Genomic DNA, 20,536 nt, shown 5'->3' on the forward strand with positions numbered 1-20,536 from the left:
TGCCCGGATTTGGTCGTGTCACGCAAGGCCGATGAAGGACAGAATGGCGATAACGATGACGACGAGGCCGACGATATAGATGATGCGGTTCATGGGGTATCCTGACGTTTTGTTGTGACCTCTCAACAAATGCGCGGCGCGTTTGGTTCCGCCGGACAACCTCCATGTCATCTACGCGTGCAATATCGAAACGCCCTGTGAAAATTTTGTTTGAAATTTCACAGATGTCTGCGATGAAATATGCAAAGCAAATTTCATCGGCGACTCATGCAACACGATCCGGTTCTTCACAACGCATCGCTCGGCACGGACCTTCGGGCCCTGCGCAAAACGCGCGGATTGACGTTGCAGGACATCGCAGACCGTTTGGGACGGTCGGTCGGCTGGGTCAGCCAGATTGAACGCGACCTGTCAGAGCCCTCCATCAGCGACCTGCGCCGCATCGCCAAATTGCTTGATGTGCCTGTGTCGCTTCTTTTCGGCACGCCTCAGGCTGCAGCTGAAGAGGCGGGCTACGTTGTGCGTGCAGGCGCGCGGCGGCCCATCGGGACCGGAGAGGGCGGGCTTATCGAAGAGTTGTTGTCTCCGGACCTGTCGGATGATTTCGAAGTGGTGCATTCGACCTTCCAGCCTCACAGCCGCCGGGGTGAAGTCATCACACGTCCGACCCAGGAACTTGGCTACATTCTGTCCGGCAAGCTCGACCTGATCATCAGCGACCGCCGGTTCACCCTGACCCCCGGCGACAGTTTCCGGATCAAGTCCGAGCCGTTCGAGTGGATCAACCCTTATGATGACCCCGCCGTGGCGATCTGGGTCATCGCGCCGCCGGTGTACTGATGACTTTTGAAGGCTGGACCATATTCGCGCTGTTCTGGGTCGTTTTCGTGACCTCCCCCGGCCCGAATGCGGTGAATTGCATCCAGAATGGCATGACATACGGATTTGCAAAGTCGCTCTGGGGTGTCGCGGCCATCCTGACGCAGGCCTCGCTGTTCCTATGTCTTTCGGCGCTGGGCATCACCGCCCTTATCGCAGCCTCACCAGCCGCGTTTCTGATCGCGAAAATCGTCGGGGCCGCGTTCCTGATCTGGATCGGCGTTCGCGCCTGGATCAACGCGACACGCCCCTTGGTCGACGCGCCGCCGTCCTCTGGTTCGATCTTCGGGCGGGCCTTTGCCATCGCGACGATCAATCCCAAAAGCGTCGCCGGATACCTTGCCGCCTTTTCACAATTCGTCATGCCGGACGTGCCCATCGCCCAACAGATGTGGGTGATCGTGCCGACCGCGCTGACCATCACAGCGGCGAGCTATGTCACCTATACCGCGCTGGGTGCCGGGTTGGGGCGGGCTGCACTCGGCATGGTTGCCAACACCGTTTTACGCCGCGTGCTCGCTGTGTCGTTTCTCGTTTATGGCCTGCTCTTGGGCAGCACGGCGATCCCGAACGGAGGCCGCGCATGAAGGGGAGCTGTCTGTGCGGAGCGGTCACATACACAGCGCGCGGCACACCCGGAGCGCCCGCAGCCTGTCACTGCACGCAATGCCGCAAGCAATCGGGGCATGTCTGGGCGTCGTCTTATGTCGAGGACGGCGCGTTGGACATCACGGGCGATGTGCGCTGGTATCAATCCTCCGAAAAAGCGCGGCGCGGCTTTTGCCCGCCCTGCGGATCGGCGCTGTTCTGGGACCACGAGGATGATCCGTTCATCTGCTTCTCCACCGGGTCCATCGACGGGCCAACCGGGCTGGCCCTGCGCGGTCATATCCATACTCGGACCAAGGGCGATTACTACGCAATCAACCCCAATGATCCGCAGCGCGAGGACTGACCGATGCTTGATCTCACCCTCGACATCCCGCTTTGGACCTACATCACCTTCATGGGCGCAGCGCTTGTGCTCTACCTGACCCCCGGCGCGGACATGATGTTCACGCTGGCCAGCGGGATGCGCGGCGGCGCGCGATCCGGCGTGGCGGCGGCTGGTGGCATCGGGCTGGGCGTCATGGGGCACGTGGTGATCGCGGCCGCCGGGTTGGCGGTGCTGCTCATCACCTATCCCATCGCCTATGACGCGCTGCGCTATGCGGGCGCGGCCTACCTGCTCTGGCTTGCCTATAATTCATGGACCGACACCTCCGACCCGACCCGACGCGAGGGACGGAGCGACACCTGGCGCGCGTTTCGCCGGGGGTTCCTGACCAACATCCTGAATCCCAAGGTGGGCCTCTTCGTTCTGGCCTTCCTGCCGCAATTCGCCGATCCGGCCATTGGCCCGGTGTGGCAACAAATCCTGATCCTCGGAGCTTTGCTCGCTCTGGGCGAACTGGCTGTCTATTGCCTGCTGGGGGGCTTTGCAGGACTGGCGGCCGCCCGCATTCAGCGCGCGTCGGGGTGGATCAACAAACTGTCTGCAATCGTGTTCGGCGGGCTTGCGCTGCGCCTTGCCTGGAACTGAGGAGACCATCATGTCCGATTTCCCCACATCCACCCGCGTCGTCATCATCGGCGGCGGAGTCGTCGGTGCGTCCTGCGCCTACCATATCGCCAAGGCGGGCTGGGATTGCGTGCTGCTCGAGAAAAACGAACTGACCGCCGGGTCGACGTGGCACGCGGCAGGCAACTGCCCGTCCTTCAGCACAAGCTGGGCGGTGATGAACATGCAGCGCTATTCGCTGGAGCTTTATCGCACGCTGGCGGACGAGGTGGATTACCCGATGAACTACCACGTCACCGGGTCGATCCGCCTTGGCCACACCAAGGAACGGATGATGGAGTTCGAGCGCGCCCGCGCGATGGGCCGGTATCAGGGTCTCGACCTCGAGATGATGGCGGTGGAGGACATCAAGGGACGCTACCCGTTCATCGAAACCCACGATCTTGCCGGTGCGCTTTATGATCCCGACGATGGCGATATCGACCCCGCCCAGCTGACACAGGCGCTGGCCAAGGGCGCGCGTCAGATGGGCGCGCGGATCGAACGGTTCTGCCCCGCCACAGGCGTTAGCCGCAAGAACGGCGAATGGATCGTGCATACCGACAAGGGCGACATCACCTGCGAAAAGGTGGTCAATGCGGCAGGCTACTATGCCCAGCGCGTCGGCGAGTGGTTCAAGCCTTATGGCGGTCGCACGGTGCCGATGACGGTGATGAGCCACCAGTATTTCCTGACCGAACCCGTGGCCGAGCTTGAGGCGTGGTCGAAGGAGAACGGCAAGCTGCCGCTGCTGCGCGATGTCGACAGCTCCTACTACCTGCGGCAGGAAAAGTACGGTCTGAACCTCGGACCGTACGAACGCAACTGCAAGGCGCATTGGGTCACGCCCGACGATCCCATGCCCGACGATTTCAGCTTCCAGCTTTATCCCGACGATCTGGAACGGCTTGAGTGGTATATCGAGGATGCAATGGCCCGCGTGCCGATCCTTGGCGCGTCTGGTGTGGGACGGGTCATCAACGGACCGATCCCCTATGCGCCGGATGGCTTGCCGCTGATCGGCCCTATGCCCGGTGTCCCCAACGCGTTCGAGGCCTGCGTCTTCACCTTCGGCATCACCCAGGGCGGCGGCGCGGGCAAGGTGTTGGCCGAATGGGTCACTGAGGGCCAGACCGAATGGGACATGTGGGCCGTCGATCCACGCCGCTACACGGACTACACCGATCAGGATTATTGCGACCAGAAGGCGATCGAGGTCTACGGCCATGAATACGCCATGCATTTCCCGCATCACGAATGGCCTGCCGGGCGGAACAAGAAACTGTCGCCGGTGCATGACAAGATCGTCGCGCTTGGCGGCGTCATGGGGGCCTACAATGGCTGGGAACGCGCCAATTGGTTCGCGAAACCGGGCGACGACACTTCTGAGGGAAGCACCCATACCTGGGCGCGCAAGGGGCCGTGGCAGCAGCGCGTGAAAGACGAGTGCGAAGCGGTGCGCGATCACTGCGGGGTGCTCGACCTGCCCGGCTTTTCGCGGTTCAAAATCTCCGGCCCTGGTGCCGATGAATGGCTGCGCGGCCAGATCACAGGCGCGCTGCCCAAGATCGGGCGCGTGGGCTTGATCTATTTCGCGGATGATCGCGGGCGTATCCTGACCGAGATGACCGTGGCCCGAGAGGCCGAAGATCACCTGATCCTCGTGACGGCGGCGGCTGCGCAGTGGCATGATCGCGACCTGCTGAAAGCCCGGATGCCCGCCGATCGCAGCCTCACTTTCGAGGACTGGACCACCCGGATGTCCACCCTCATCGTCACCGGGCCGAAAGCGCGCGAGGTTCTCTCCGGGATCACCGAAGGCGATCTCGATCTGCCGTGGCTCAGCCTTCAGAACACGAGTGTCGCGGGTTGTTGGGCCGCGCTGGTCCGTCTGTCCTTCGCCGGAGAACTTGGCTGGGAAATCCATGCGGAAAACGCGGATATGCCCGTCATCTACGATGCGGTGCTTGCCGCCGGTGCAAAGCCCTTTGGCATGTACGCGCTCAATTCGCTGCGCATCGAAAAAGGCTACCGCGCGTGGAAGGGCGATCTGAGCACGGATTATTCGATGCTCGAAGGCGGCCTTGATCGCTTCGTCAAGCTCGACAAGCCACAGGATTTCCCCGGCAAGGCGGCTCTTTTGAACGAAAAGCAGCAGGGCGTGAAAAAGCGGTTCGTCACGCTGACCGTCGACGCGGGCGATTGTGACGCGCCCTATATGTCGACGCTCTGGCACAAGGGCCAAGTTGTCGGCGAAACCACCTCGGGCGATTGGGGCTACAGGGTGAACGCGTCCGTCGCGCTCGGCATGCTGCGCGCCGATCTTGTCACGCCGGGGACCGAGCTTGAGATCGACATCTACGGTGAGATGCGCAAGGCAATCGTGCAGAAGGATGAACCCCTCTGGGATCCGCAGAACGAAAGGCTCCGCGCATGACGATCACCCTTCTGGACGGCGGGATGGGTCAGGAACTGATCCATCGCTCCGGCACGCCGCCGACCCCGCTTTGGTCAACGCAGGTCATGATCGACATGCCCCACCTTGTACGCGAGATCCACGCGGATTATTTCGCCGCCGGGGCTGATATCGCCACGACGAACACCTACGCCATTCATCGCGACCGCCTGGCCGGAACAGCGCATGAAGGCCGCTTCGAAGAACTGCACCGCATCGCCCTCGATATGGCGCTGGAAGCCCGTGAAGCGCACGGGTCGGGTCAGGTGGCAGGAAGCATCGGTCCGCTCGGCGCGTCTTATCGGGCGGACCTTCAACCTCCGCACGAGATCGCTGTCGAATTGATGGCCGAAGTCGCTGGTTTGCTTGCCCCGGACTGTGACATGCTGCTTTTCGAAACCGTCATCTCCACCGCACAGACCCGGGCAGCACTGGACGCTGCACGGGGTCTGGGCAAGCCGATCTGGATCGCCTTTTCCGTCGATGACGAAGACGGGCGCGTTCTGCGGTCCGGCGAGCCCCTTGCCGATGCCGTGGCCCTCTGCGCAGAGGCTGATGCGCTGCTCGCCAACTGCTCCGCGCCCGAAGCGATGCCCGCCGCCATTGACGTCCTCGAGACCAGCGGCAAAGCGGTTGGGGCCTATGCCAATGCCTTTACCCAGATCACCAAGGATTTCCTCAAGGACAAACCCACCGTCGATGCCCTGACCGCGCGCCGCGACATGGGGCCCGACGCCTATGCCGACCAGGCGGCGGAATGGGTTGCGCATGGCGCGACGATCCTAGGGGGGTGCTGTGAAACCACCCCTGCCCATATTGCCGAACTGTCCCGACGGTTTGCAGAAGGCTAGGGCACATGAAGTGCATGAGACCGGCCCACGTATCCACCGTTGAAACTCCATTAAGGTTAACGCGCGTGCCCCTGCTTCTTCTTTTTCCAAATATGCCAGCGGCCACGTCACCATGCTGCCAAACGGGCGTGAAATTTACTGATAACGCCAGAGGTTGCACTCTCCATACGGGACACCAAGGAGACCTCCCATGACCCTTCCCACACATGCTCGCGCCGTCATCATCGGCGGTGGTGTCATCGGCTGTTCGGTAGCCTACCACCTGACGAAGCTGGGCTGGACCGATGTGGTGCTTCTGGAACGCAAGCAGCTGACCTCGGGCACGACTTGGCACGCGGCCGGGTTGATCGGACAGCTTCGTGCCTCGTCGAACATGACCAAGCTGGCGAAGTACACGGCTGATCTTTACGCCACCATCGAGGAAGAAACCGGCGTCGCCACCGGGTTCCGCAAGACCGGGTCGATCTCGGTCGCGCTGACGACCGAACGCCACGAGGAGTTGCGCCGCTCGGCCGCGATGGCGCGGGCCTTTGGTGTCCCGGTCGAGGAAATCGACACTGCAGAGATCAAACGGAAATACGACCATCTCAACACAAGCGACGTGGTGGGTGGTGTCTATTTGCCCAGCGACGGTCAGGGCGATCCCGCCAATATCGCGCTGGCGATGGCCAAGGGCGCGCGTCAGCGCGGGGCACAGATCGTTGAACGCACAAAGGCCACCAAAGTCACCCGCGACGCGCGAAGGATCACATCTGTCGATTGGGTGTCCGAAGATGGAACCAACGGCACGATCACCTGTGACCATGTGGTCAACTGCGCGGGCATGTGGGGCCGCGAGATTGGACAAATGCTGGGCGTCAACGTGCCGCTTCAGGCTTGCGAACATTTTTACATCGTCTCCGAGCCGATCCCCGGTCTGTCGGCCTTGCCAGTGCTGCGGGTGCCGGACGAATGCGCCTATTACAAGGAAGACGCGGGCAAGATGATGCTGGGCGCGTTCGAGCCCAAATCGAAGCCCTGGGCGCTGAACGGCATCCCCGAGAGCTTCGAGTTCGACCAGCTGCCCGAGGATTTCGACCATTTCGAACCGATTCTGGAAGCCGCCGTCAACCGGATGCCGATGCTCGCTGAGGCGGGGATTCACACGTTTTTCAACGGGCCCGAAAGCTTTACCCCTGACAATGCCTATTACCTCGGGCAGGCGCGCGAGATGGACAATGTCTGGGTCGCCGCCGGGTTCAATTCCATCGGCATCCAGTCGGCCGGCGGCGCGGGCATGGCGCTGGCGCAATGGATGGAGGACGGGGCAAAGCCATTCGATCTGGGCGACGTCGATATCGCCCGGGCGCAGCCGTTCCAGCGCAACCGCCGCTACCTCAAGGAACGCGTGACCGAAACTCTGGGCCTGCTCTATGCCGATCACTACCCCTACCGGCAAAAGGCCACCGCACGCGGTGTCCGGCGGACGCCGTTTCATCAACATCTTCTCGACCGGGGTGCGGTGATGGGGGAAACGGCAGGTTGGGAACGCGCCAATTGGTACGCGACCGAAGGCCAGACCCCTGAATACGCCTACAGCTGGAAGCGGCAGAACTTCTTCGACAACGTGGCCCGCGAACACCGGGCGATCCGTGAAAATGTCGGCATGTACGATATGTCGTCTTTCGGCAAACTGCGGGTCGAAGGGCCGGAGTCCGAGGCGTTCCTGAACCATGTCTGCGGTGCCGATATGTCGGTCCCGGTGGGCAAGATCGTCTACACGCAGTTCCTGAACCCGCGCGGCGGGATCGAGGCGGATGTGACCGTCACGCGCCTGTCCGAGATCTGCTATCTCGTGGTGACCCCCGCCGCGACGCGGGCCGCAGATCAAACCTGGTTGCAACGCCACGCGGTCGACAGGCGGGTGGTGATCACCGATGTGACGGCGGGCGAAGGCGTGCTTGCGGTGATGGGACCGAACGCGCGAAAGGTCATGCAGGCGGTGTCGCCCGATGATTTCTCGAACGACACCAACCCCTTTGGCACCGCGCGGGAGATCGAGATCGGGCTTGGCACCGCGCGGGTGCACCGCGTGTCCTATGTCGGGGAATTGGGCTGGGAGATCTACATCTCTGCCGATCAGGCCGGGCACGTGTTCGAAACGCTATGGGAGGCGGAACAGGAACATGGTCTGACGCTGTGCGGAATGCACGCGATGGACACCTGCCGGATCGAAAAGGCGTTTCGGCATTTCGGCCACGACATCACCTGCGAGGACCATGTGCTTGAAGCCGGGCTTGGCTTTGCCGTGAAGACCGCGAAGCCGGATTTCATCGGGCGCGCAGCGGTTTTGCAAAAGCGCGAGGCCGGTTTGCAAAACCGGATGGTGCAATTCCGGCTGACCGACCCCGAACCTCTGCTTTACCACCACGAGCCGATTCTGCGGGACGGACAGATCGTAGGCTACCTAAGCTCCGGCGCGTATGGGCACCATTTGGGCAGCGCGATCGGCATGGGATATGTGCCCTGTGCCGGTGAAAGCGCGGAGCAGGTTCTGGCCTCGACCTACGAGATCGACGTCGCTGGAACGCGGGTTCGGGCCGAGGCGTCGCTGAAGCCGATGTACGATCCGACCTCGGCGCGGGTCCGGGCGTAGCTGGAACTTCGTCCGAAAATTCTGCGCCTTGCCGGAATGCGCCAAGCTGCGTAGAGGGAGCGGATGACCGATTACTGTCCGCCCGACACGCCTTTGGACATCCTGCACGAGGATCACGAGATCCTTGTCGTGAACAAGCCTGCGGGTTTGTTGTCGGTGCCCGGCAAGGGGCCTGACCTGGCCGATTGCCTCATGGCACGGCTCGAGGCGGCGTATCCACAGGTCCTGTTGGTGCATCGGTTGGACCGGGACACATCGGGGGTCATGGTGTTCGGCCTGACGCCACACGCGCAACGGCATCTTGGTCTGCAATTCGAGAAACGGCAAACGAAGAAAACTTACCTTGCCCGCGTCGCCGGCCGCTTGGAGCCGAAAACCGGAACAGTGGATCTACCGCTCATCGTGGATTGGCCGAACCGGCCCTTGCAGAAGGTGGATCACGAGACCGGCAAACCGGCGGTGACGGATTGGCGGGTGATGAAGGCCTCGGACACGGAAAGCCGGGTCCAGCTTTATCCGCAGACGGGACGGAGCCACCAGCTGCGGGTACACATGCTGGCGCTGGGACATCCGATCCTCGGCGATCCGCTCTATGCGCCCGAGACCGCGGCGCAGTATCCACGGATGATGCTTCATGCACAGGAATTGCGGCTGCGGCACCCCGATGGGGGCGAAGGCGTGAAGTTTCGGGTCAAGGCGCCGTTCTGACGTGGTTCGGACGCTGACGCGTCCGACCGGCGCCGCCTGCGGCTGCGCATTTTGCATATTTGGAAAAAGAAGAAGCAGGGGACCTGTGCCCCTGCTTCCAGTCTGCTTTATTCGGCAGCCCAGCCCGAGACGGCTTTGACTTCGAGGAAATCCTCGATCCCCCAGACACCGCCTTCGCGGCCGTTGCCGGATTGCTTCATGCCGCCGAAGGGCGATCCCGCGGACCGGCCTTCGCCGTTCATTTCGACCATGCCCGAGCGCAGTTGACGGGCAAGACGATTGCGGCGCGCACCGTCCTGGCTTTGGACATAGTTGGTCAGGCCATAAACCGTGTCGTTGGCGATGCGCACGCCCTCTTCCTCGGAGTCGAACTTCATGATCGACAGGACGGGGCCGAAGATTTCCTCGCGCGCGATGGTCATGTCGTTGGTCACGTCGGCGAACACAGTTGGGCGCACGTAGAAGCCCTTGTTGAGACCTTCGGGGCGACCAAGACCGCCGGTCACAAGACGGGCGCCTTCGTCGATGCCCTTCTGGATCAGATCCTGAATTTTCTGCCATTGTGTTGCGTTCACCACAGGGCCGATATGGCGACCCTCGGCAGAGGCCGGGCCGACGCTGACCTTCGACGCAATCTCGCCTGCCTCGTCCACGACGCGGTCATAGATCGGCGCTTCGACCAGCATGCGGGACGGCGCGTTGCAGGATTGGCCTGTGTTCTGCATCATATGCAGCACGCCGCGTTTGACGGCCTTGTCGTCGGCATCGGCGAAGATGAGGTTGGCACCTTTACCACCGAGTTCCAGATGTACCCGTTTGAGCGTGTCGGCGGCGGCTTTCGAGATCAGTTTGCCCGCGCGGCTGGAGCCGGTGAAGCTGACCATGTCGATATCGGGATGCGCGGAAAGCTGGCTGCCGACACCGGCCCCATCGCCGTTGACGAGGTTGAATACGCCCGGCGGGAAACCCGCCTCGTGCATCATCTCGGCGAAGAGCATGGCGTTGAGCGGGCTTTCCTCCGATGGCTTGAGGACCATTGTGCAGCCCGCGATTGCTGCCGCGCCGACCTTGAGCGTGACCTGATTCATCGGCCAGTTCCACGGCGTGATCAGCGCACAGACGCCGACGGCTTCGTAGATGATCCGGTCGTTCGGGCTCTGATCGTTGAGCGGGCGGTCGAAGTCAAACGACTTGGCGGCATCGATGAAGTTTTGCAGGTGCCACGTGCCCGCGCCCACCTGGCTGGAGCGCGACATATCAATCGGCGCGCCCATCTCGAGGCTCATGGCCTGGGCCATCTCTTCGCCGCGCGACTGGTAGATGTCGAGCAGCTTTTCCACCAGCGCGATCCGCTCCGACGGGGGCGTCGCCATCCAGGATGGAAACGCGTTTTTCGCGGCGGCGACTGCCGCATCGGTATCGGCCTGACCGCCCAGAGAGATCACCGCACAGGGGTCTTCGGTGGACGGATCAATGACATGATGATCGCGGCCTTCGATGGGATCGACCCATTTACCGTTGATGTAGAACTGGCGTTTTTCGATCATCTGATTATCTCCCTACAGAGGATTGCAGACGACACTGTGTCACCCCCAAGTTTCCCTCGCAAGGGGTGCAAATATCAGAAACTCTGCATATGTACCGATCGAACGAAACTCAAAGGAAAGAGGCAAACACATGGGCCTGCGTATCAATGACGAAATTCCGAACCTGACCGTCGAGACCGATCAGGGCACGTTGAAACTTCATGACTGGATCGGCGACAGCTGGGCCATCCTGTTTTCGCACCCGAAGGACTTTACACCTGTCTGCACCACCGAGTTTGGCGCCGTGGCGCAATTGGCCGATGAGTGGGAAAAGCGCGGCACCAAGGTGATGGGCATTTCCGTTGACGGCGTCGAGGATCACAAGAAATGGAAGGGCGATATTGAATCGACCTCTGGCTCCAAGGCGGGCTTTCCGATCATCGCGGACGAAGACCTGACCGTGGCCAAGGCGTTCGACATGCTGCCTGCGGAGTACGCTTTGCCCGACGGGCGCACACCTGCGGATAGCGCGACAGTCCGCGTCGTCTTCATCATCGGGCCGGACAAGAAGCTCAAGCTCAGCATGACCTATCCGATGAATGTCGGTCGGAACTTTGCCGAAGTGCTGCGCGCGCTCGACGCGCTTCAGACCGCAGCGAAGGAAAACGTGGCGACCCCCGCGAACTGGACCGTGGGGCAGGACGTGATCGTTCCGACCTCGGTGAGCGACGAGGACGCCATTGCCAAGTACGGCAAGATCGAAACGGTTCTGCCGTATCTGCGCAAAGCCAAGTTGTCGGCCTGAGCTTTCGACGCAGTCCAAACTTGTGAAGGCCGGGGTTTTCCCGGCCTTTTTCATTCGACGGAGATGAGTACCGCCTCGACCCGTCGATTGGCCTCGCGTCCGGCAGCGGTGAGGTTGGTCGCGCGGGGCGACAGGAAACCGACACCATCGGCCGCAACCTGCGCAGGCGCCACGCCTCTGGCGACAACGTAGGCCCGTGCGGCATCGGCACGGCGGCGTGACAGGGCGATGTTGGCGTCGAGCGATCCGGTGGCATCGGTGTGCCCGACGAAGGTGATCTGGCGCGTCGGGTTGGCCGTCAGGTAGGCCACGACTGCATCGAGCGACTGCACGGGCCCGTCGCCCAAAGAGGCCGAGCCGCTGTCGAACTCCAGATCGGCGAGGACCACATGGCCGGTTTGTTCAAGCGCGCTGACCACATCGCCTGCATCTTCGGGAATGGCGACTGACCGGGCGTTCGATACGGAAACGGCGGGCCGTCCTTGGGGACCGACCTCGATCAACTGGACGAAGACGGTTTCCCCATCGCGGCTGACGAGCAGGCTGAGTGCCTGCGTCGCGTCTGCCGATTTGGCCGACAGGAAGCGGTAGTCCGACAGATCGACATACATATTCGGCGCGCGCAGTACCTCGGTGCCAAAGCGGAAATCGAAGCCGCCACAGCTTCGGGCGGTGCATTCGAAGATGATGTCGAACCCATCCGCCATAAGTTGCTCGCGCATCGGGCCAAGAACCTGTCCCGTGGTGATCCCGGCGCCGGAAATGCGCCACGCCTTGCGCTGGACCTCACCCTCAAGGCTGGCGACGGGGATACCGCTGTCCTGGCTCCAAGCACCGATCGGAAGGTCATAGCTGCCGGATGGCGTGATCCGCGACACGGTTTCCCGCGCGCCCACAGGCAGCGCAAGGTCGAGCGCCAGCGCCTGCGACGCCGTCAGCCCCGAGGCAAGGCACAGCCCGAGAAACCTAGCGCGCCTGCGCGTGATACTCGTCATTTGGCCGCATATCCGTGGCGCTGGCCACGCGGTTGGTCATGTTGAAAAACCCCGCCACATTCACGATGTCCCAGATGTCGCGATCACTGAATCCGGCATCGCGCAGCGCTTCGCGGTCGAACTCGGCCACCTCGGCGCTCGATTTCGTGACCTTCTCGGCAAAGGCCAGCATCGCGCGGTGCCGGTGCGGAAGGTCGGCCACGCGCCAGTTCATCACCAGCATCTCGCCCAGCTTGGGATCGTCCGACAATTCCCGCACGGCCGCGCCGTGCGCGGTCAGGCAGTAGAAACACTTGTTGATCGAACTGACGACCACCGCGATCATCTCGCGTTCCAGCTTGCTCAGGCCGCTGCCTGCCAGCATCAGGTCGTTATACATCGCCGTGAAGGCATTGAGCTTGTCGATGTCGAAGGCATAGGCCCGCAGGACATTCGGGATCATGCCCAGCTTGTCCTGACAGACATCAAAGTATTTCTGCGTTTCAGGCGGCAGGGGATCCACCATCGGCAGGTTGAGCGCCGTGGGAAGGGTGTCTTTGGTCATTCGGTTTCGCTTGTGTTGGTCAGGATGCGGTAGTGGTACTGTCCCACAACCTGCATGCCGAGGGAAGCGTAGAGGCCGTTTGCGCCATCATTCGCCTGTGTGCACAGAACGCTCATCCACTCTGCGCCGTTGGCCTTGGCCCAATGCGCGGCCTGCCGCATGAGCCAGACGCCCATGCCCTTGCGGCGATGGGGTTTGGCGATCTCGAGCGCGTGCACCATCGCGATGCGATCCGAAATGGCGCAGTAGGCCGTGCCCGCCGGTTTGTCGCTGATCCGCCCCAGAAGCCCGGTCTTGGGCACCTCGGCCCTGTCCATCACGGCAATGCGATCGGGACCGATGCCGCCCGCTGCCCAGATATCACGCATAATGGCGAGCGGTTCCCAGATCGCAAAGGCAGTCACGCGGGGGACGGGTGTGTCGGTCAGCCTGTTGATCGGGCAGACCCAGAGGTTCACCGGGTCGATGATTATGTACCCGCGCCTGTCCAGCGCCGAATCCAATGCCTCTTCGCCTTCGCGGATCATGAACAGTGCATCCTGACCCAGCATCCGCATCGCGGTTTCCGCTGCGGCCAGATCATCGTCGGTCCAATCCCCTTCGGCAGTGGCGGCGCTGACGCGCTTTCCGCCACCGCCGCCGTTCCGAAGCATCCAAGGCCCGGCAGGCGTGCGGTCGGCTGGCGGCCATGTCGCCTCGGTCACGGCGTAAAGGCTCTGGACCGTCGGCGTCATGCAGGGAAGAGTTCGGACAGGCGGGCCATCGCGTGATCGATCCGAGCACCATCGGTGCCGCGCACCACGACATTCGATCCGTAGGCCCCGTTCTGCTGGAAGGGATAGGACCCGATGGACAGGTCGGGAAAATCCGCGGCAATCTGCGCCAGGGGACCGGCGATATCGCCCTCACCCCGATCCACTCGCAAGGTTTGCGACAGGATCGGCGCGCCGCCGGTCAGTGTCGGAATGACGCTTGCGACCATTGCCTGAAAGACCGAAGGCACTCCCGCCATGACATGCACGTTCCCGATGCTGAAACCGGGTGCGATCGAGACAGGATTCTCGATCAGCGTCGCGCCATCGGGAATCCGGGCCATGCGCTTGCGAGCATCATTGAACTCCATCCCGCGTCTGTCGTAATGCGCCTGCAACAAGGCACGGGCGTCTTCGCGCACGTCGATCGGCACATCGAAGGCTTCCGCGACGCAATCTGCGGTGATGTCATCGTGGGTCGGTCCGATCCCGCCAGAGGTGATCACCGTGTCATGAGCGGCGCGCAACGCATTCAACGCCGATACGATGGCATCCCGGTCATCACTGACAATGCGCACCTCGCGCAGGTCGATGCCGACCTTGGTCAGTTCCTGCGCCAGATGGTGCATATTCGCGTCGCGCGTGCGGCCCGAAAGGATTTCGTCCCCGATCACCAGCATTGCGGCGGTTGGATTGGGCATGCGCTGCCTCCTTGATCCCGATTTTTCTCAGGTATAGGCGGGGGTCATGCGCTTTCAAACCCCTCTTGTTCCGGGCACTTTGATCCGGAGATACAAACGCTTTCTGGCCGACGTAACGCTCGCGGACGGCCAAGAGGTGACAGCGCATTGCGCCAATCCCGGATCAATGATGGGTTTGGCCGAACCGGGAACGCGGGTTTGGCTGGAGCCGAATGACGATCCCAAGAAGAAACTTAGATTCGGTTGGCGCCTGGTTGAGAATGGCAACGGGCATTTCACCGGTGTCGATACGGCGGTGCCGAACCGGATGCTCCGTGCGGCCTTTGAGGCGCGTGACGTGCCCGGGCTGACTGAATTCGACAGCCTCCGCGCCGAAGTGCCTTACGGCGAAAAGAGCCGCTTCGACTTTCTGCTGTCCCAAGCGGGGCAACCGGATCTGTATATCGAGGTCAAATCCGTCACGCTGTCCCGACAGCCCGGACTTGCCGAATTCCCCGACAGCGTGACCGCGCGGGGGACGCGGCATCTGAACGATTTGAGCGATATGGTGCGACAGGGACATCGCGCGATGATGCTCTATCTCGTCCAACGGACGGACTGCTCTCGGATGACCTTGGCAGAGGACATAGACCCCTCCTATGCCACCGCGTGGAGTGGTGCGACAGCGGCTGGCGTTGAAACCTTGGCGCTTGATTGCCAAATATCGCCCGAAGCCGTGCGCCTGGGCAAACCGATTGAAATGATCGCCCCGGGTGGGCCTTAGTGTCGCGCCACTGGCAAACAGGCACATTCAGGTTTAAAATCAAAGCCAGACTTATTGGAGTTCAGGTGTGAACAATACCCTAGACGGTCGCATCACGCGCGAAGGCATCCGCATCCATGAAGCGGCGGATTTTGCCGGCATGCGCAAAGCCGGAGAGCTTGCCGCGCGCATTCTCGACGAGGTGGCCGAGCATGTCTTCGTCGGCCAGACCACGGCGACGCTGGATGATTTCATTCGCGACCGCGTCGAGGCTGCAGGAGCGACATCGGCCACGATCGGCTACAAAGGGTATCAGCACGCCAGTTGCATCAGTGTGAACCACGTCGTGTGTCACGGCATTCCCGGCGACAAGAAGCTGAAGGACGGCGACATCCTGAACATCGACGTCACGGTCATCGTCGACGGCTGGTTTGGCGACACCAGCCGCATGTATGTCGCTGGCAAACTCAGCCGCAAGGCGGAACGCCTGATCCAGGTGACGCATGACGCGCTGTTCAAGGGGATCGAGGCGGCAAAGCCGGGCAATACGTTCGGCGATATCGGCCACGCCATCCAGACCTATGTCGAGGCGAACCGCATGTCGGTTGTACGTGATTTCTGCGGTCATGGTCTGGGCCGCGTGTTTCACGCGCCGCCAAATGTCTTGCATTACGGTCGCGCGGGCACGGGGCCACGGCTCGAGGAAGGGATGTTCTTCACCATCGAACCTATGGTCAATCTCGGTCGGCCCGAAACCAAGGTTCTCGCCGATGACTGGACTGCGGTCACACGAGATAAGTCGCTCTCGGCGCAGTTCGAGCATTCCATCGGTATCACCTCCGACGGCTGCGAGGTCTTCACCCCGTCCCCGGCAGGCCGTTTCCATCCAACCTACGACCTCTGACCGGTCTCACGGGCATGGCACCCCCGCCGACGCGCGTTCTGACCATCGGATCGAGCTGCATCAATCGGTTCCAATTCGACTTCTTCCAAACCCGGCATCCGGACACGGCACCCCGGTTCGTCAGATCGCTCTTCGACTGGAACATCACCTCCCTGACTGGCACCGAAACGGTCCTGCGTCTTGCAGCCGAAGGGCGTTTGCGAGGCGTGCTTCAGGATAAGTCACAATACTATGTCGCCTGGGATGTGCTTCTGTTCCATCGGCAAATCCCGGGCCTGTGTCTCTTTCACGAACAGGAAAGCGCCAAAGTCTTCGACGACCCGTCGCAGCAAGACACGCTGATCAGCAAATTGATCCATCAGGCCGCACCGTTTCTGTCGGCAGACGACAGCGGAAGCACGCATCTGATCTGGTCCAACATCCAGCCGAACCTCCCCGACACCGTCGACAACGTGACCCCGTGGGAGCAGTTCCGGCTGACCGCCCCCCGCTACACAGCCATCACGACCCTTGGCAGCCAGCTTTTCGGGCGGGATACGACGTTTTCGTTCCTCGGTATCGAGGAAGATGTTGCCGACGAATTGGTCGGCAAACCGGACGTCCATATCGTGAACCTGCCCCGCGGTATCGACTATGAAGGGCCACCCGATCTGTATGAGCCGTTGCTGTTGGGACTGCTCGGTCCGACCAAGACCTGACGCTCTTCCAGACTGGGGTGGTTTGTCGCTTTCCCTTGCCCCGCTCCGCCGCTAAACCCTCTGCCATAGCGGAGGCTCAGATGACGAAGATCACCCCTCAACCCGGGATCATGGATATTGCGCTCTACGTCGGCGGCAAGTCGCATGTCGATGGCGTGTCCAACGTGGTGAAACTCAGCTCGAACGAAAACCCGTTCGGGCCAAGCCCCGCCGCACAGGAAGCCGTGCGGCGGTCGGTTCACGAACTCCACCGCTATCCCTCCACCGATCACGCCGCGCTGCGCACCGCGATTGCCGAGGTGCATGGCCTGAACGCCGCCCAGATCATCTGCGGCGTCGGATCGGACGAGATCATTACATTTCTCTGCCAGGCATACGCAGGCCCGGGTGATGAGGTGATCCATACCGAGCATGGCTTTGCGCTCTACAAGATCTGTGCGCTCGCCGCTGGGGCAACCCCGGTCGAGGTGCCCGAGCATGAACGTGTCACGGATGTGGACGCGATCCTGGCCGCCTGCACCGACAGGACCCGCCTCGTGTTCATAGCCAACCCCAACAACCCCACCGGCACGATGATCGGTCTGGCCGAGGTCGAACGTCTGGCCGAGAACCTGCCGCCGCAGGCATTGCTCGTACTAGACGGCGCCTACGCGGAATTCGTCGAGGGGTATGACGGCGGCGCCGGGCTTGTCCACGCGCGCGACAACGTGGTGATGACCCGGACCTTCTCCAAGATCTACGGTCTTGGCGGGCTGCGTATCGGGTGGGGATACGGCCCGACCGAGGTGATCGAGGTGCTCAACCGCATTCGCGGCCCATTCAATCTCTCGGGCACCGCGCTAGCCGCAGCCGAGGTTGCCGTGCGCGACACCGCCTATGTCGAAAAATGCCGGATCGAAAACAACCGCCTGCGCGCGTGGCTCGCTGAGGCTTTGGCCGAACACGGTGTGCCGTCGGACACGTCGATGGCGAATTTCGTGCTCGCCCGGTTTGCCGATGAAGCCGAGGCCGAGGCCTGCAATCTCTACCTCCAGAAAGAGGGCCTGATCGTGCGCCAGGTCGGCTCGTACAACCTGCCCCATGCCTTGCGCATCACCGTCGGTGACGAAGCAAGCTGTCGGCGCGTTGCCCATGCGGTAGGTCAGTTCAAGGCGGGTGCGCGATGACCCCGATCTACGACCGCGTCGCCCTGATCGGGTTGGGCCTGATCGCCTCCTCCATGTTCTGGGCCATGAAGCGCAACACCCTCGCCGGTCATGTGACGGGATATGCCCGCAGCCAGGAAACCCGCGACACCGCGCGGCGGATCGGTCTTTGTGACACGGTGTGCGATACCCTTGCCGACGCTGTGCAGGATGCCGATCTGGTCGTTCTCGCGGTGCCGGTCGGCGTCATGGGGGATATCGCGGCCGAGATCGCCCCGCACCTCAAGCCCGGCGCCACTGTCACCGATGTCGGCTCGGTCAAGGGACGCGTAATTTCGGATGTTACGCCGCATATCCCGGACGGCGTGCATTTTGTCCCGGCGCACCCGCTTGCGGGGACTGAACATTCCGGCCCGGAATCCGGTTTTGCCACGCTTTTCGATAATCGCTGGTGTCTGATCGTGCCTTCCGAAGGCAGTGACCCCGAAGCCGTCGAAACGCTGCAACGGTTCTGGCGCGGCTTGGGGTCGAATGTCGATGTGATGGAGCCCGACCACCACGATCTCGTGCTCGCCGTAACCTCGCATTGCCCACACCTGATCGCCTACACGATGGTCGGCGTCGCCGATGATCTGGGGCGCGTGACGGACAGTGAAGTGATCAACTATTCGGCCGCTGGATTTCGCGATTTCACACGGATCGCCGCGTCCGACCCGACGATGTGGCGGGATGTGTTCCTGTCGAACAAGGACGCGACACTGGAAATCCTCGGCCGATTTACCGAAGAACTCTTCGCGCTCCAACGTGCCATCCGGCAGGGCGACGGCGACTTCCTCCACGACTATTTCACCCGCACACGCGCCCTTCGGCGCGGCATCATCGAGGCCGGTCAGGATACGGCGGCCCCGAATTTCGGACGCTCTGGATAGGAAACGGTCATGCGGTTAACGAGTGTTTTGGTATGTGTTTGCATGATGGTCGCACAGGTCGCGATAGCCGCTCCCGACACCTCGCTTAGACCGATCGCGCGGGGCGATAGCTCGGAGGCTCCGCCCGCTGAAACACTCTCACAGTTGCGTCCGACGGCGCGACCGGTGCTCGATGAAGCTGACCTGACCCGACAATTGACGAATGAAATCGCCCGTGGGCCGACCGTCGCGGTGCCGACCTCCCGGTTCGATCTTCCGCCGCTGATGCAACGCGCCTTTGCCGCCGTTTCTCCACAGGCGACTGGCCTGTCCGTCCGGCCATCCTTGCGCCCCAACAGTCTCGTGCAGAAAGCCATGGCCCAGCGGCGTGAGCGCGAACGAGGCGCGGTCTGTGGCGACCCGGCGCTTCAGGGCGACGTGGTCGGTTTCGTCCCCGGGCGCCTGTCGGCCTGCGGCATAGAGAACGGGGTCCGCGTGCGTTCTGTCTCCGGCATAAGCCTCAGCCAGCACGCACTGGTCGATTGCACAACCGCCAAGGCGCTAAAATCCTGGGTCGAGAAAGGCATGAAACCTGCGGTCGGTCAAACAGGGGGTGGAGTCAGCCAGATCAAGGTCGCCGCGCATTTCGCCTGCCGGACCCGAAACAACCAGGCCGGCGCGAAAGTCAGCGAACACGGCAAGGGCCGTGCGATCGACATCACCGGTTTCAGGCTCCGCGATGGCTCCGAGATCACCCTCCTTCAGGATTGGGAACGCCGCGGCACCGGGGCCATCCTGCGAAAGATGCACCAGCGCGCTTGCGGAATTTTTGGAACCGTTCTCGGACCGGATTCCGACCGGTTCCACAAGGATCATTTCCATTTCGATACCGCCCGATACCGGAGCGGATCTTTCTGCCGCTAGGCCTTTTAAACTTATCGTATGGTCGCTTCCTCGCCTAACTGTAGGACCGGACGAGGCTCTCTGCGACAAGCGCCCAACCATCAGCCACAACGAAGAATGCCAGTTTGAACGGCAATGACACGATCGCCGGTGGCACCATCATCATACCCATCGACATCAGCACGGCAGCCACCACGAGGTCGATGATGAGGAATGGCAAGAAAATAAGAAACCCGACCTGAAACGCGCGCGACAGTTCCGATAAAAGAAATGTGGAGATCAGGACCGACAGGGGCGTCTCTGGGGTCGGCTCTGTCAGGTTTAGATCCGACCGGATCTGCGCCATCGTGTCGAACGTGTCCGGGTCGACCTGTGCTGCCATGAAAACGCGAAACGGCTCAAATCCACGTTCGAACCCTTCTTCGGTGCTGATCTGTTCATTAAGAAGCGGCGAAATACCTTGCTGCCACGATTCCATGAAGACCGGTTCCATGACGAAAAACGTCAAAAAGAGCGCGATGCTGACGAGCAGCATGTTCGGAGGCGATTGCTGAAGCCCGATCCCTTGTCGCAGGATCGCCAGCACCGTCACGATGAACGGGAAGCACGTGACGGTGATGACGATGCCGGGGGCGACGCTCAAAACTGTGATCAGCGCGATCAACTGTACCGTTGTCGCGGTGACCGAGCCCCCATCACCGAAGTCGAATGACAGGCTCTGCGCCGATGCGCCTCCGGCGACGACGAGCGCAGCCGCCAAAGCAAAAAGGCCAAGTCGGCTCACG

The 20,536-nt window shown here is 61.9% G+C and carries 22 protein-coding genes; 15 read left to right on the plus strand and 7 right to left on the minus strand.

Annotated elements, in window-relative coordinates; all coding sequences use genetic code 11:
• Positions 1–18: 18 nt before the first annotated feature.
• The gene (locus tag Q1B16_RS07390; protein WP_299786151.1) at positions 19–171 is read right to left on the minus strand and encodes a hypothetical protein; all 153 of its coding nucleotides are present in this window, start codon (positions 169–171) and stop codon (positions 19–21) included.
• Between the two features lie 96 nt (positions 172–267).
• Here Q1B16_RS07390 and Q1B16_RS07395 point away from each other — a divergent pair, with 96 nt between their 5' ends.
• The 8 genes from Q1B16_RS07395 (at position 268) to Q1B16_RS07430 (ending at position 9,128) form a co-directional block, all read left to right on the plus strand.
• The gene (locus Q1B16_RS07395; protein WP_299786153.1) at positions 268–840 is read left to right on the plus strand and encodes an XRE family transcriptional regulator; all 573 of its coding nucleotides are present in this window, start codon (positions 268–270) and stop codon (positions 838–840) included.
• On the plus strand, positions 840–1,466 hold the full coding sequence (locus tag Q1B16_RS07400) for a LysE family transporter (RefSeq protein WP_299786155.1): 627 nt from the start codon (positions 840–842) through the stop codon (positions 1,464–1,466). Before Q1B16_RS07395 ends, Q1B16_RS07400 begins: the two co-directional genes overlap by 1 nt.
• On the plus strand, positions 1,463–1,834 hold the full coding sequence (locus tag Q1B16_RS07405) for a GFA family protein (RefSeq protein ID WP_299786157.1): 372 nt from the start codon (positions 1,463–1,465) through the stop codon (positions 1,832–1,834). Before Q1B16_RS07400 ends, Q1B16_RS07405 begins: the two co-directional genes overlap by 4 nt.
• A 3-nt stretch (positions 1,835–1,837) precedes the next feature.
• Positions 1,838–2,461: a LysE family translocator gene (locus tag Q1B16_RS07410; RefSeq protein WP_299786159.1), complete on the plus strand. Its 624-nt coding sequence runs from the start codon at positions 1,838–1,840 to the stop codon at positions 2,459–2,461.
• A 10-nt stretch (positions 2,462–2,471) separates the two neighbouring features.
• Positions 2,472–4,916, plus strand: coding sequence for an FAD-dependent oxidoreductase (locus tag Q1B16_RS07415; protein ID WP_299786161.1), 2,445 nt, complete (start codon positions 2,472–2,474; stop codon positions 4,914–4,916).
• On the plus strand, positions 4,913–5,785 hold the full coding sequence (locus Q1B16_RS07420) for a homocysteine S-methyltransferase family protein (protein WP_299786163.1): 873 nt from the start codon (positions 4,913–4,915) through the stop codon (positions 5,783–5,785). Before Q1B16_RS07415 ends, Q1B16_RS07420 begins: the two co-directional genes overlap by 4 nt.
• Before the next feature lie 190 nt (positions 5,786–5,975).
• Positions 5,976–8,420 (plus strand): FAD-dependent oxidoreductase, encoded by a 2,445-nt coding sequence (locus Q1B16_RS07425; protein WP_299786165.1) that lies wholly within the window; start codon positions 5,976–5,978, stop codon positions 8,418–8,420.
• Between the two features lie 63 nt (positions 8,421–8,483).
• Positions 8,484–9,128, plus strand: a complete 645-nt coding sequence (locus Q1B16_RS07430; protein ID WP_299786167.1) for an RluA family pseudouridine synthase — start codon at positions 8,484–8,486, stop codon at positions 9,126–9,128.
• Positions 9,129–9,235: 107 nt separating this feature from the next.
• Here Q1B16_RS07430 and Q1B16_RS07435 read toward each other — a convergent pair whose 3' ends face one another.
• Positions 9,236–10,675, minus strand: coding sequence for an aldehyde dehydrogenase family protein (locus Q1B16_RS07435; protein WP_299786169.1), 1,440 nt, complete (start codon positions 10,673–10,675; stop codon positions 9,236–9,238).
• Positions 10,676–10,805: 130 nt separating this feature from the next.
• Here Q1B16_RS07435 and Q1B16_RS07440 point away from each other — a divergent pair, with 130 nt between their 5' ends.
• The gene (locus Q1B16_RS07440) at positions 10,806–11,459 is read left to right on the plus strand and encodes a peroxiredoxin (RefSeq protein ID WP_299786171.1); all 654 of its coding nucleotides are present in this window, start codon (positions 10,806–10,808) and stop codon (positions 11,457–11,459) included.
• A 50-nt stretch (positions 11,460–11,509) separates the two neighbouring features.
• Here Q1B16_RS07440 and Q1B16_RS07445 read toward each other — a convergent pair whose 3' ends face one another.
• From Q1B16_RS07445 to Q1B16_RS07460, 4 genes are read right to left on the minus strand one after another with little or no spacing between them, the layout of a single operon-like run.
• A complete protein-coding gene (locus Q1B16_RS07445) occupies positions 11,510–12,454 on the minus strand; it encodes an OmpA family protein (protein WP_299786173.1) in 945 nt (314 codons plus the stop codon).
• A complete protein-coding gene (locus Q1B16_RS07450) occupies positions 12,426–12,998 on the minus strand; it encodes a peroxidase-related enzyme (RefSeq protein ID WP_299786175.1) in 573 nt (190 codons plus the stop codon). Before Q1B16_RS07450 ends, Q1B16_RS07445 begins: the two co-directional genes overlap by 29 nt.
• Positions 12,995–13,732, minus strand: coding sequence for a GNAT family N-acetyltransferase (locus Q1B16_RS07455; RefSeq protein ID WP_299786177.1), 738 nt, complete (start codon positions 13,730–13,732; stop codon positions 12,995–12,997). Before Q1B16_RS07455 ends, Q1B16_RS07450 begins: the two co-directional genes overlap by 4 nt.
• The gene (locus tag Q1B16_RS07460; protein WP_299786179.1) at positions 13,729–14,451 is read right to left on the minus strand and encodes a molybdopterin-binding protein; all 723 of its coding nucleotides are present in this window, start codon (positions 14,449–14,451) and stop codon (positions 13,729–13,731) included. The genes Q1B16_RS07455 and Q1B16_RS07460 overlap by 4 nt, the downstream gene beginning before the upstream one ends.
• A 46-nt stretch (positions 14,452–14,497) precedes the next feature.
• Here Q1B16_RS07460 and sfsA point away from each other — a divergent pair, with 46 nt between their 5' ends.
• From sfsA to Q1B16_RS07490, 6 genes are all read left to right on the plus strand, one after another.
• Positions 14,498–15,214 (plus strand): DNA/RNA nuclease SfsA, encoded by a 717-nt coding sequence (sfsA, locus tag Q1B16_RS07465; RefSeq protein ID WP_299786181.1) that lies wholly within the window; start codon positions 14,498–14,500, stop codon positions 15,212–15,214.
• Positions 15,215–15,281: 67 nt separating this feature from the next.
• Entirely contained in the window at positions 15,282–16,097 is an 816-nt protein-coding gene (gene map, locus Q1B16_RS07470) for a type I methionyl aminopeptidase (RefSeq protein ID WP_299786183.1), read from the plus strand.
• Positions 16,098–16,111: 14 nt separating this feature from the next.
• A complete protein-coding gene (locus Q1B16_RS07475; RefSeq protein ID WP_299786185.1) occupies positions 16,112–16,795 on the plus strand; it encodes a hypothetical protein in 684 nt (227 codons plus the stop codon).
• Positions 16,796–16,875: 80 nt separating this feature from the next.
• Positions 16,876–17,961: a histidinol-phosphate transaminase gene (hisC, locus tag Q1B16_RS07480; RefSeq protein ID WP_299786187.1), complete on the plus strand. Its 1,086-nt coding sequence runs from the start codon at positions 16,876–16,878 to the stop codon at positions 17,959–17,961.
• Positions 17,958–18,869, plus strand: a complete 912-nt coding sequence (locus tag Q1B16_RS07485) for a prephenate/arogenate dehydrogenase family protein (RefSeq protein ID WP_299786189.1) — start codon at positions 17,958–17,960, stop codon at positions 18,867–18,869. The genes hisC and Q1B16_RS07485 overlap by 4 nt, the downstream gene beginning before the upstream one ends.
• Before the next feature lie 42 nt (positions 18,870–18,911).
• A complete protein-coding gene (locus Q1B16_RS07490; RefSeq protein WP_299786191.1) occupies positions 18,912–19,772 on the plus strand; it encodes an extensin family protein in 861 nt (286 codons plus the stop codon).
• A gap of 34 nt (positions 19,773–19,806) precedes the next feature.
• On the opposite strand, the gene fliP is transcribed toward Q1B16_RS07490, so the two are convergent.
• Positions 19,807–20,535: a flagellar type III secretion system pore protein FliP gene (gene fliP, locus Q1B16_RS07495; RefSeq protein ID WP_299786193.1), complete on the minus strand. Its 729-nt coding sequence runs from the start codon at positions 20,533–20,535 to the stop codon at positions 19,807–19,809.
• Position 20,536 lies beyond the last annotated feature (1 nt).

This window comes from uncultured Marivita sp. (genome assembly GCF_947488135.1).
In the GTDB taxonomy this organism is placed as follows: Bacteria; Pseudomonadota; Alphaproteobacteria; order Rhodobacterales; family Rhodobacteraceae; genus Marivita.

What these genes read in the sequence shown, in the direction of transcription:
- Q1B16_RS07425 (WP_299786165.1), top strand. Translation starts at nt 5,976, where the DNA reads ATGACCCTTCCCACACATGCTCGCGCCGTCATCATCGGCGGTGGTGTC.
- hisC (WP_299786187.1), top strand. Translation starts at nt 16,876, where the DNA reads ATGACGAAGATCACCCCTCAACCCGGGATCATGGATATTGCGCTCTAC.
- Q1B16_RS07460 (WP_299786179.1), bottom strand. Translation starts at nt 14,451, where the DNA reads ATGCCCAATCCAACCGCCGCAATGCTGGTGATCGGGGACGAAATCCTT.
- Q1B16_RS07475 (WP_299786185.1), top strand. Translation starts at nt 16,112, where the DNA reads ATGGCACCCCCGCCGACGCGCGTTCTGACCATCGGATCGAGCTGCATC.
- Q1B16_RS07420 (WP_299786163.1), top strand. Translation starts at nt 4,913, where the DNA reads ATGACGATCACCCTTCTGGACGGCGGGATGGGTCAGGAACTGATCCAT.
- Q1B16_RS07440 (WP_299786171.1), top strand. Translation starts at nt 10,806, where the DNA reads ATGGGCCTGCGTATCAATGACGAAATTCCGAACCTGACCGTCGAGACC.
- Q1B16_RS07445 (WP_299786173.1), bottom strand. Translation starts at nt 12,454, where the DNA reads ATGACGAGTATCACGCGCAGGCGCGCTAGGTTTCTCGGGCTGTGCCTT.
- Q1B16_RS07485 (WP_299786189.1), top strand. Translation starts at nt 17,958, where the DNA reads ATGACCCCGATCTACGACCGCGTCGCCCTGATCGGGTTGGGCCTGATC.
- Q1B16_RS07435 (WP_299786169.1), bottom strand. Translation starts at nt 10,675, where the DNA reads ATGATCGAAAAACGCCAGTTCTACATCAACGGTAAATGGGTCGATCCC.
- Q1B16_RS07395 (WP_299786153.1), top strand. Translation starts at nt 268, where the DNA reads ATGCAACACGATCCGGTTCTTCACAACGCATCGCTCGGCACGGACCTT.
- Q1B16_RS07430 (WP_299786167.1), top strand. Translation starts at nt 8,484, where the DNA reads ATGACCGATTACTGTCCGCCCGACACGCCTTTGGACATCCTGCACGAG.
- sfsA (WP_299786181.1), top strand. Translation starts at nt 14,498, where the DNA reads ATGCGCTTTCAAACCCCTCTTGTTCCGGGCACTTTGATCCGGAGATAC.
- Q1B16_RS07415 (WP_299786161.1), top strand. Translation starts at nt 2,472, where the DNA reads ATGTCCGATTTCCCCACATCCACCCGCGTCGTCATCATCGGCGGCGGA.
- Q1B16_RS07405 (WP_299786157.1), top strand. Translation starts at nt 1,463, where the DNA reads ATGAAGGGGAGCTGTCTGTGCGGAGCGGTCACATACACAGCGCGCGGC.
- Q1B16_RS07490 (WP_299786191.1), top strand. Translation starts at nt 18,912, where the DNA reads ATGATGGTCGCACAGGTCGCGATAGCCGCTCCCGACACCTCGCTTAGA.
- Q1B16_RS07400 (WP_299786155.1), top strand. Translation starts at nt 840, where the DNA reads ATGACTTTTGAAGGCTGGACCATATTCGCGCTGTTCTGGGTCGTTTTC.
- Q1B16_RS07410 (WP_299786159.1), top strand. Translation starts at nt 1,838, where the DNA reads ATGCTTGATCTCACCCTCGACATCCCGCTTTGGACCTACATCACCTTC.
- Q1B16_RS07450 (WP_299786175.1), bottom strand. Translation starts at nt 12,998, where the DNA reads ATGACCAAAGACACCCTTCCCACGGCGCTCAACCTGCCGATGGTGGAT.
- Q1B16_RS07390 (WP_299786151.1), bottom strand. Translation starts at nt 171, where the DNA reads ATGACATGGAGGTTGTCCGGCGGAACCAAACGCGCCGCGCATTTGTTG.
- Q1B16_RS07455 (WP_299786177.1), bottom strand. Translation starts at nt 13,732, where the DNA reads ATGACGCCGACGGTCCAGAGCCTTTACGCCGTGACCGAGGCGACATGG.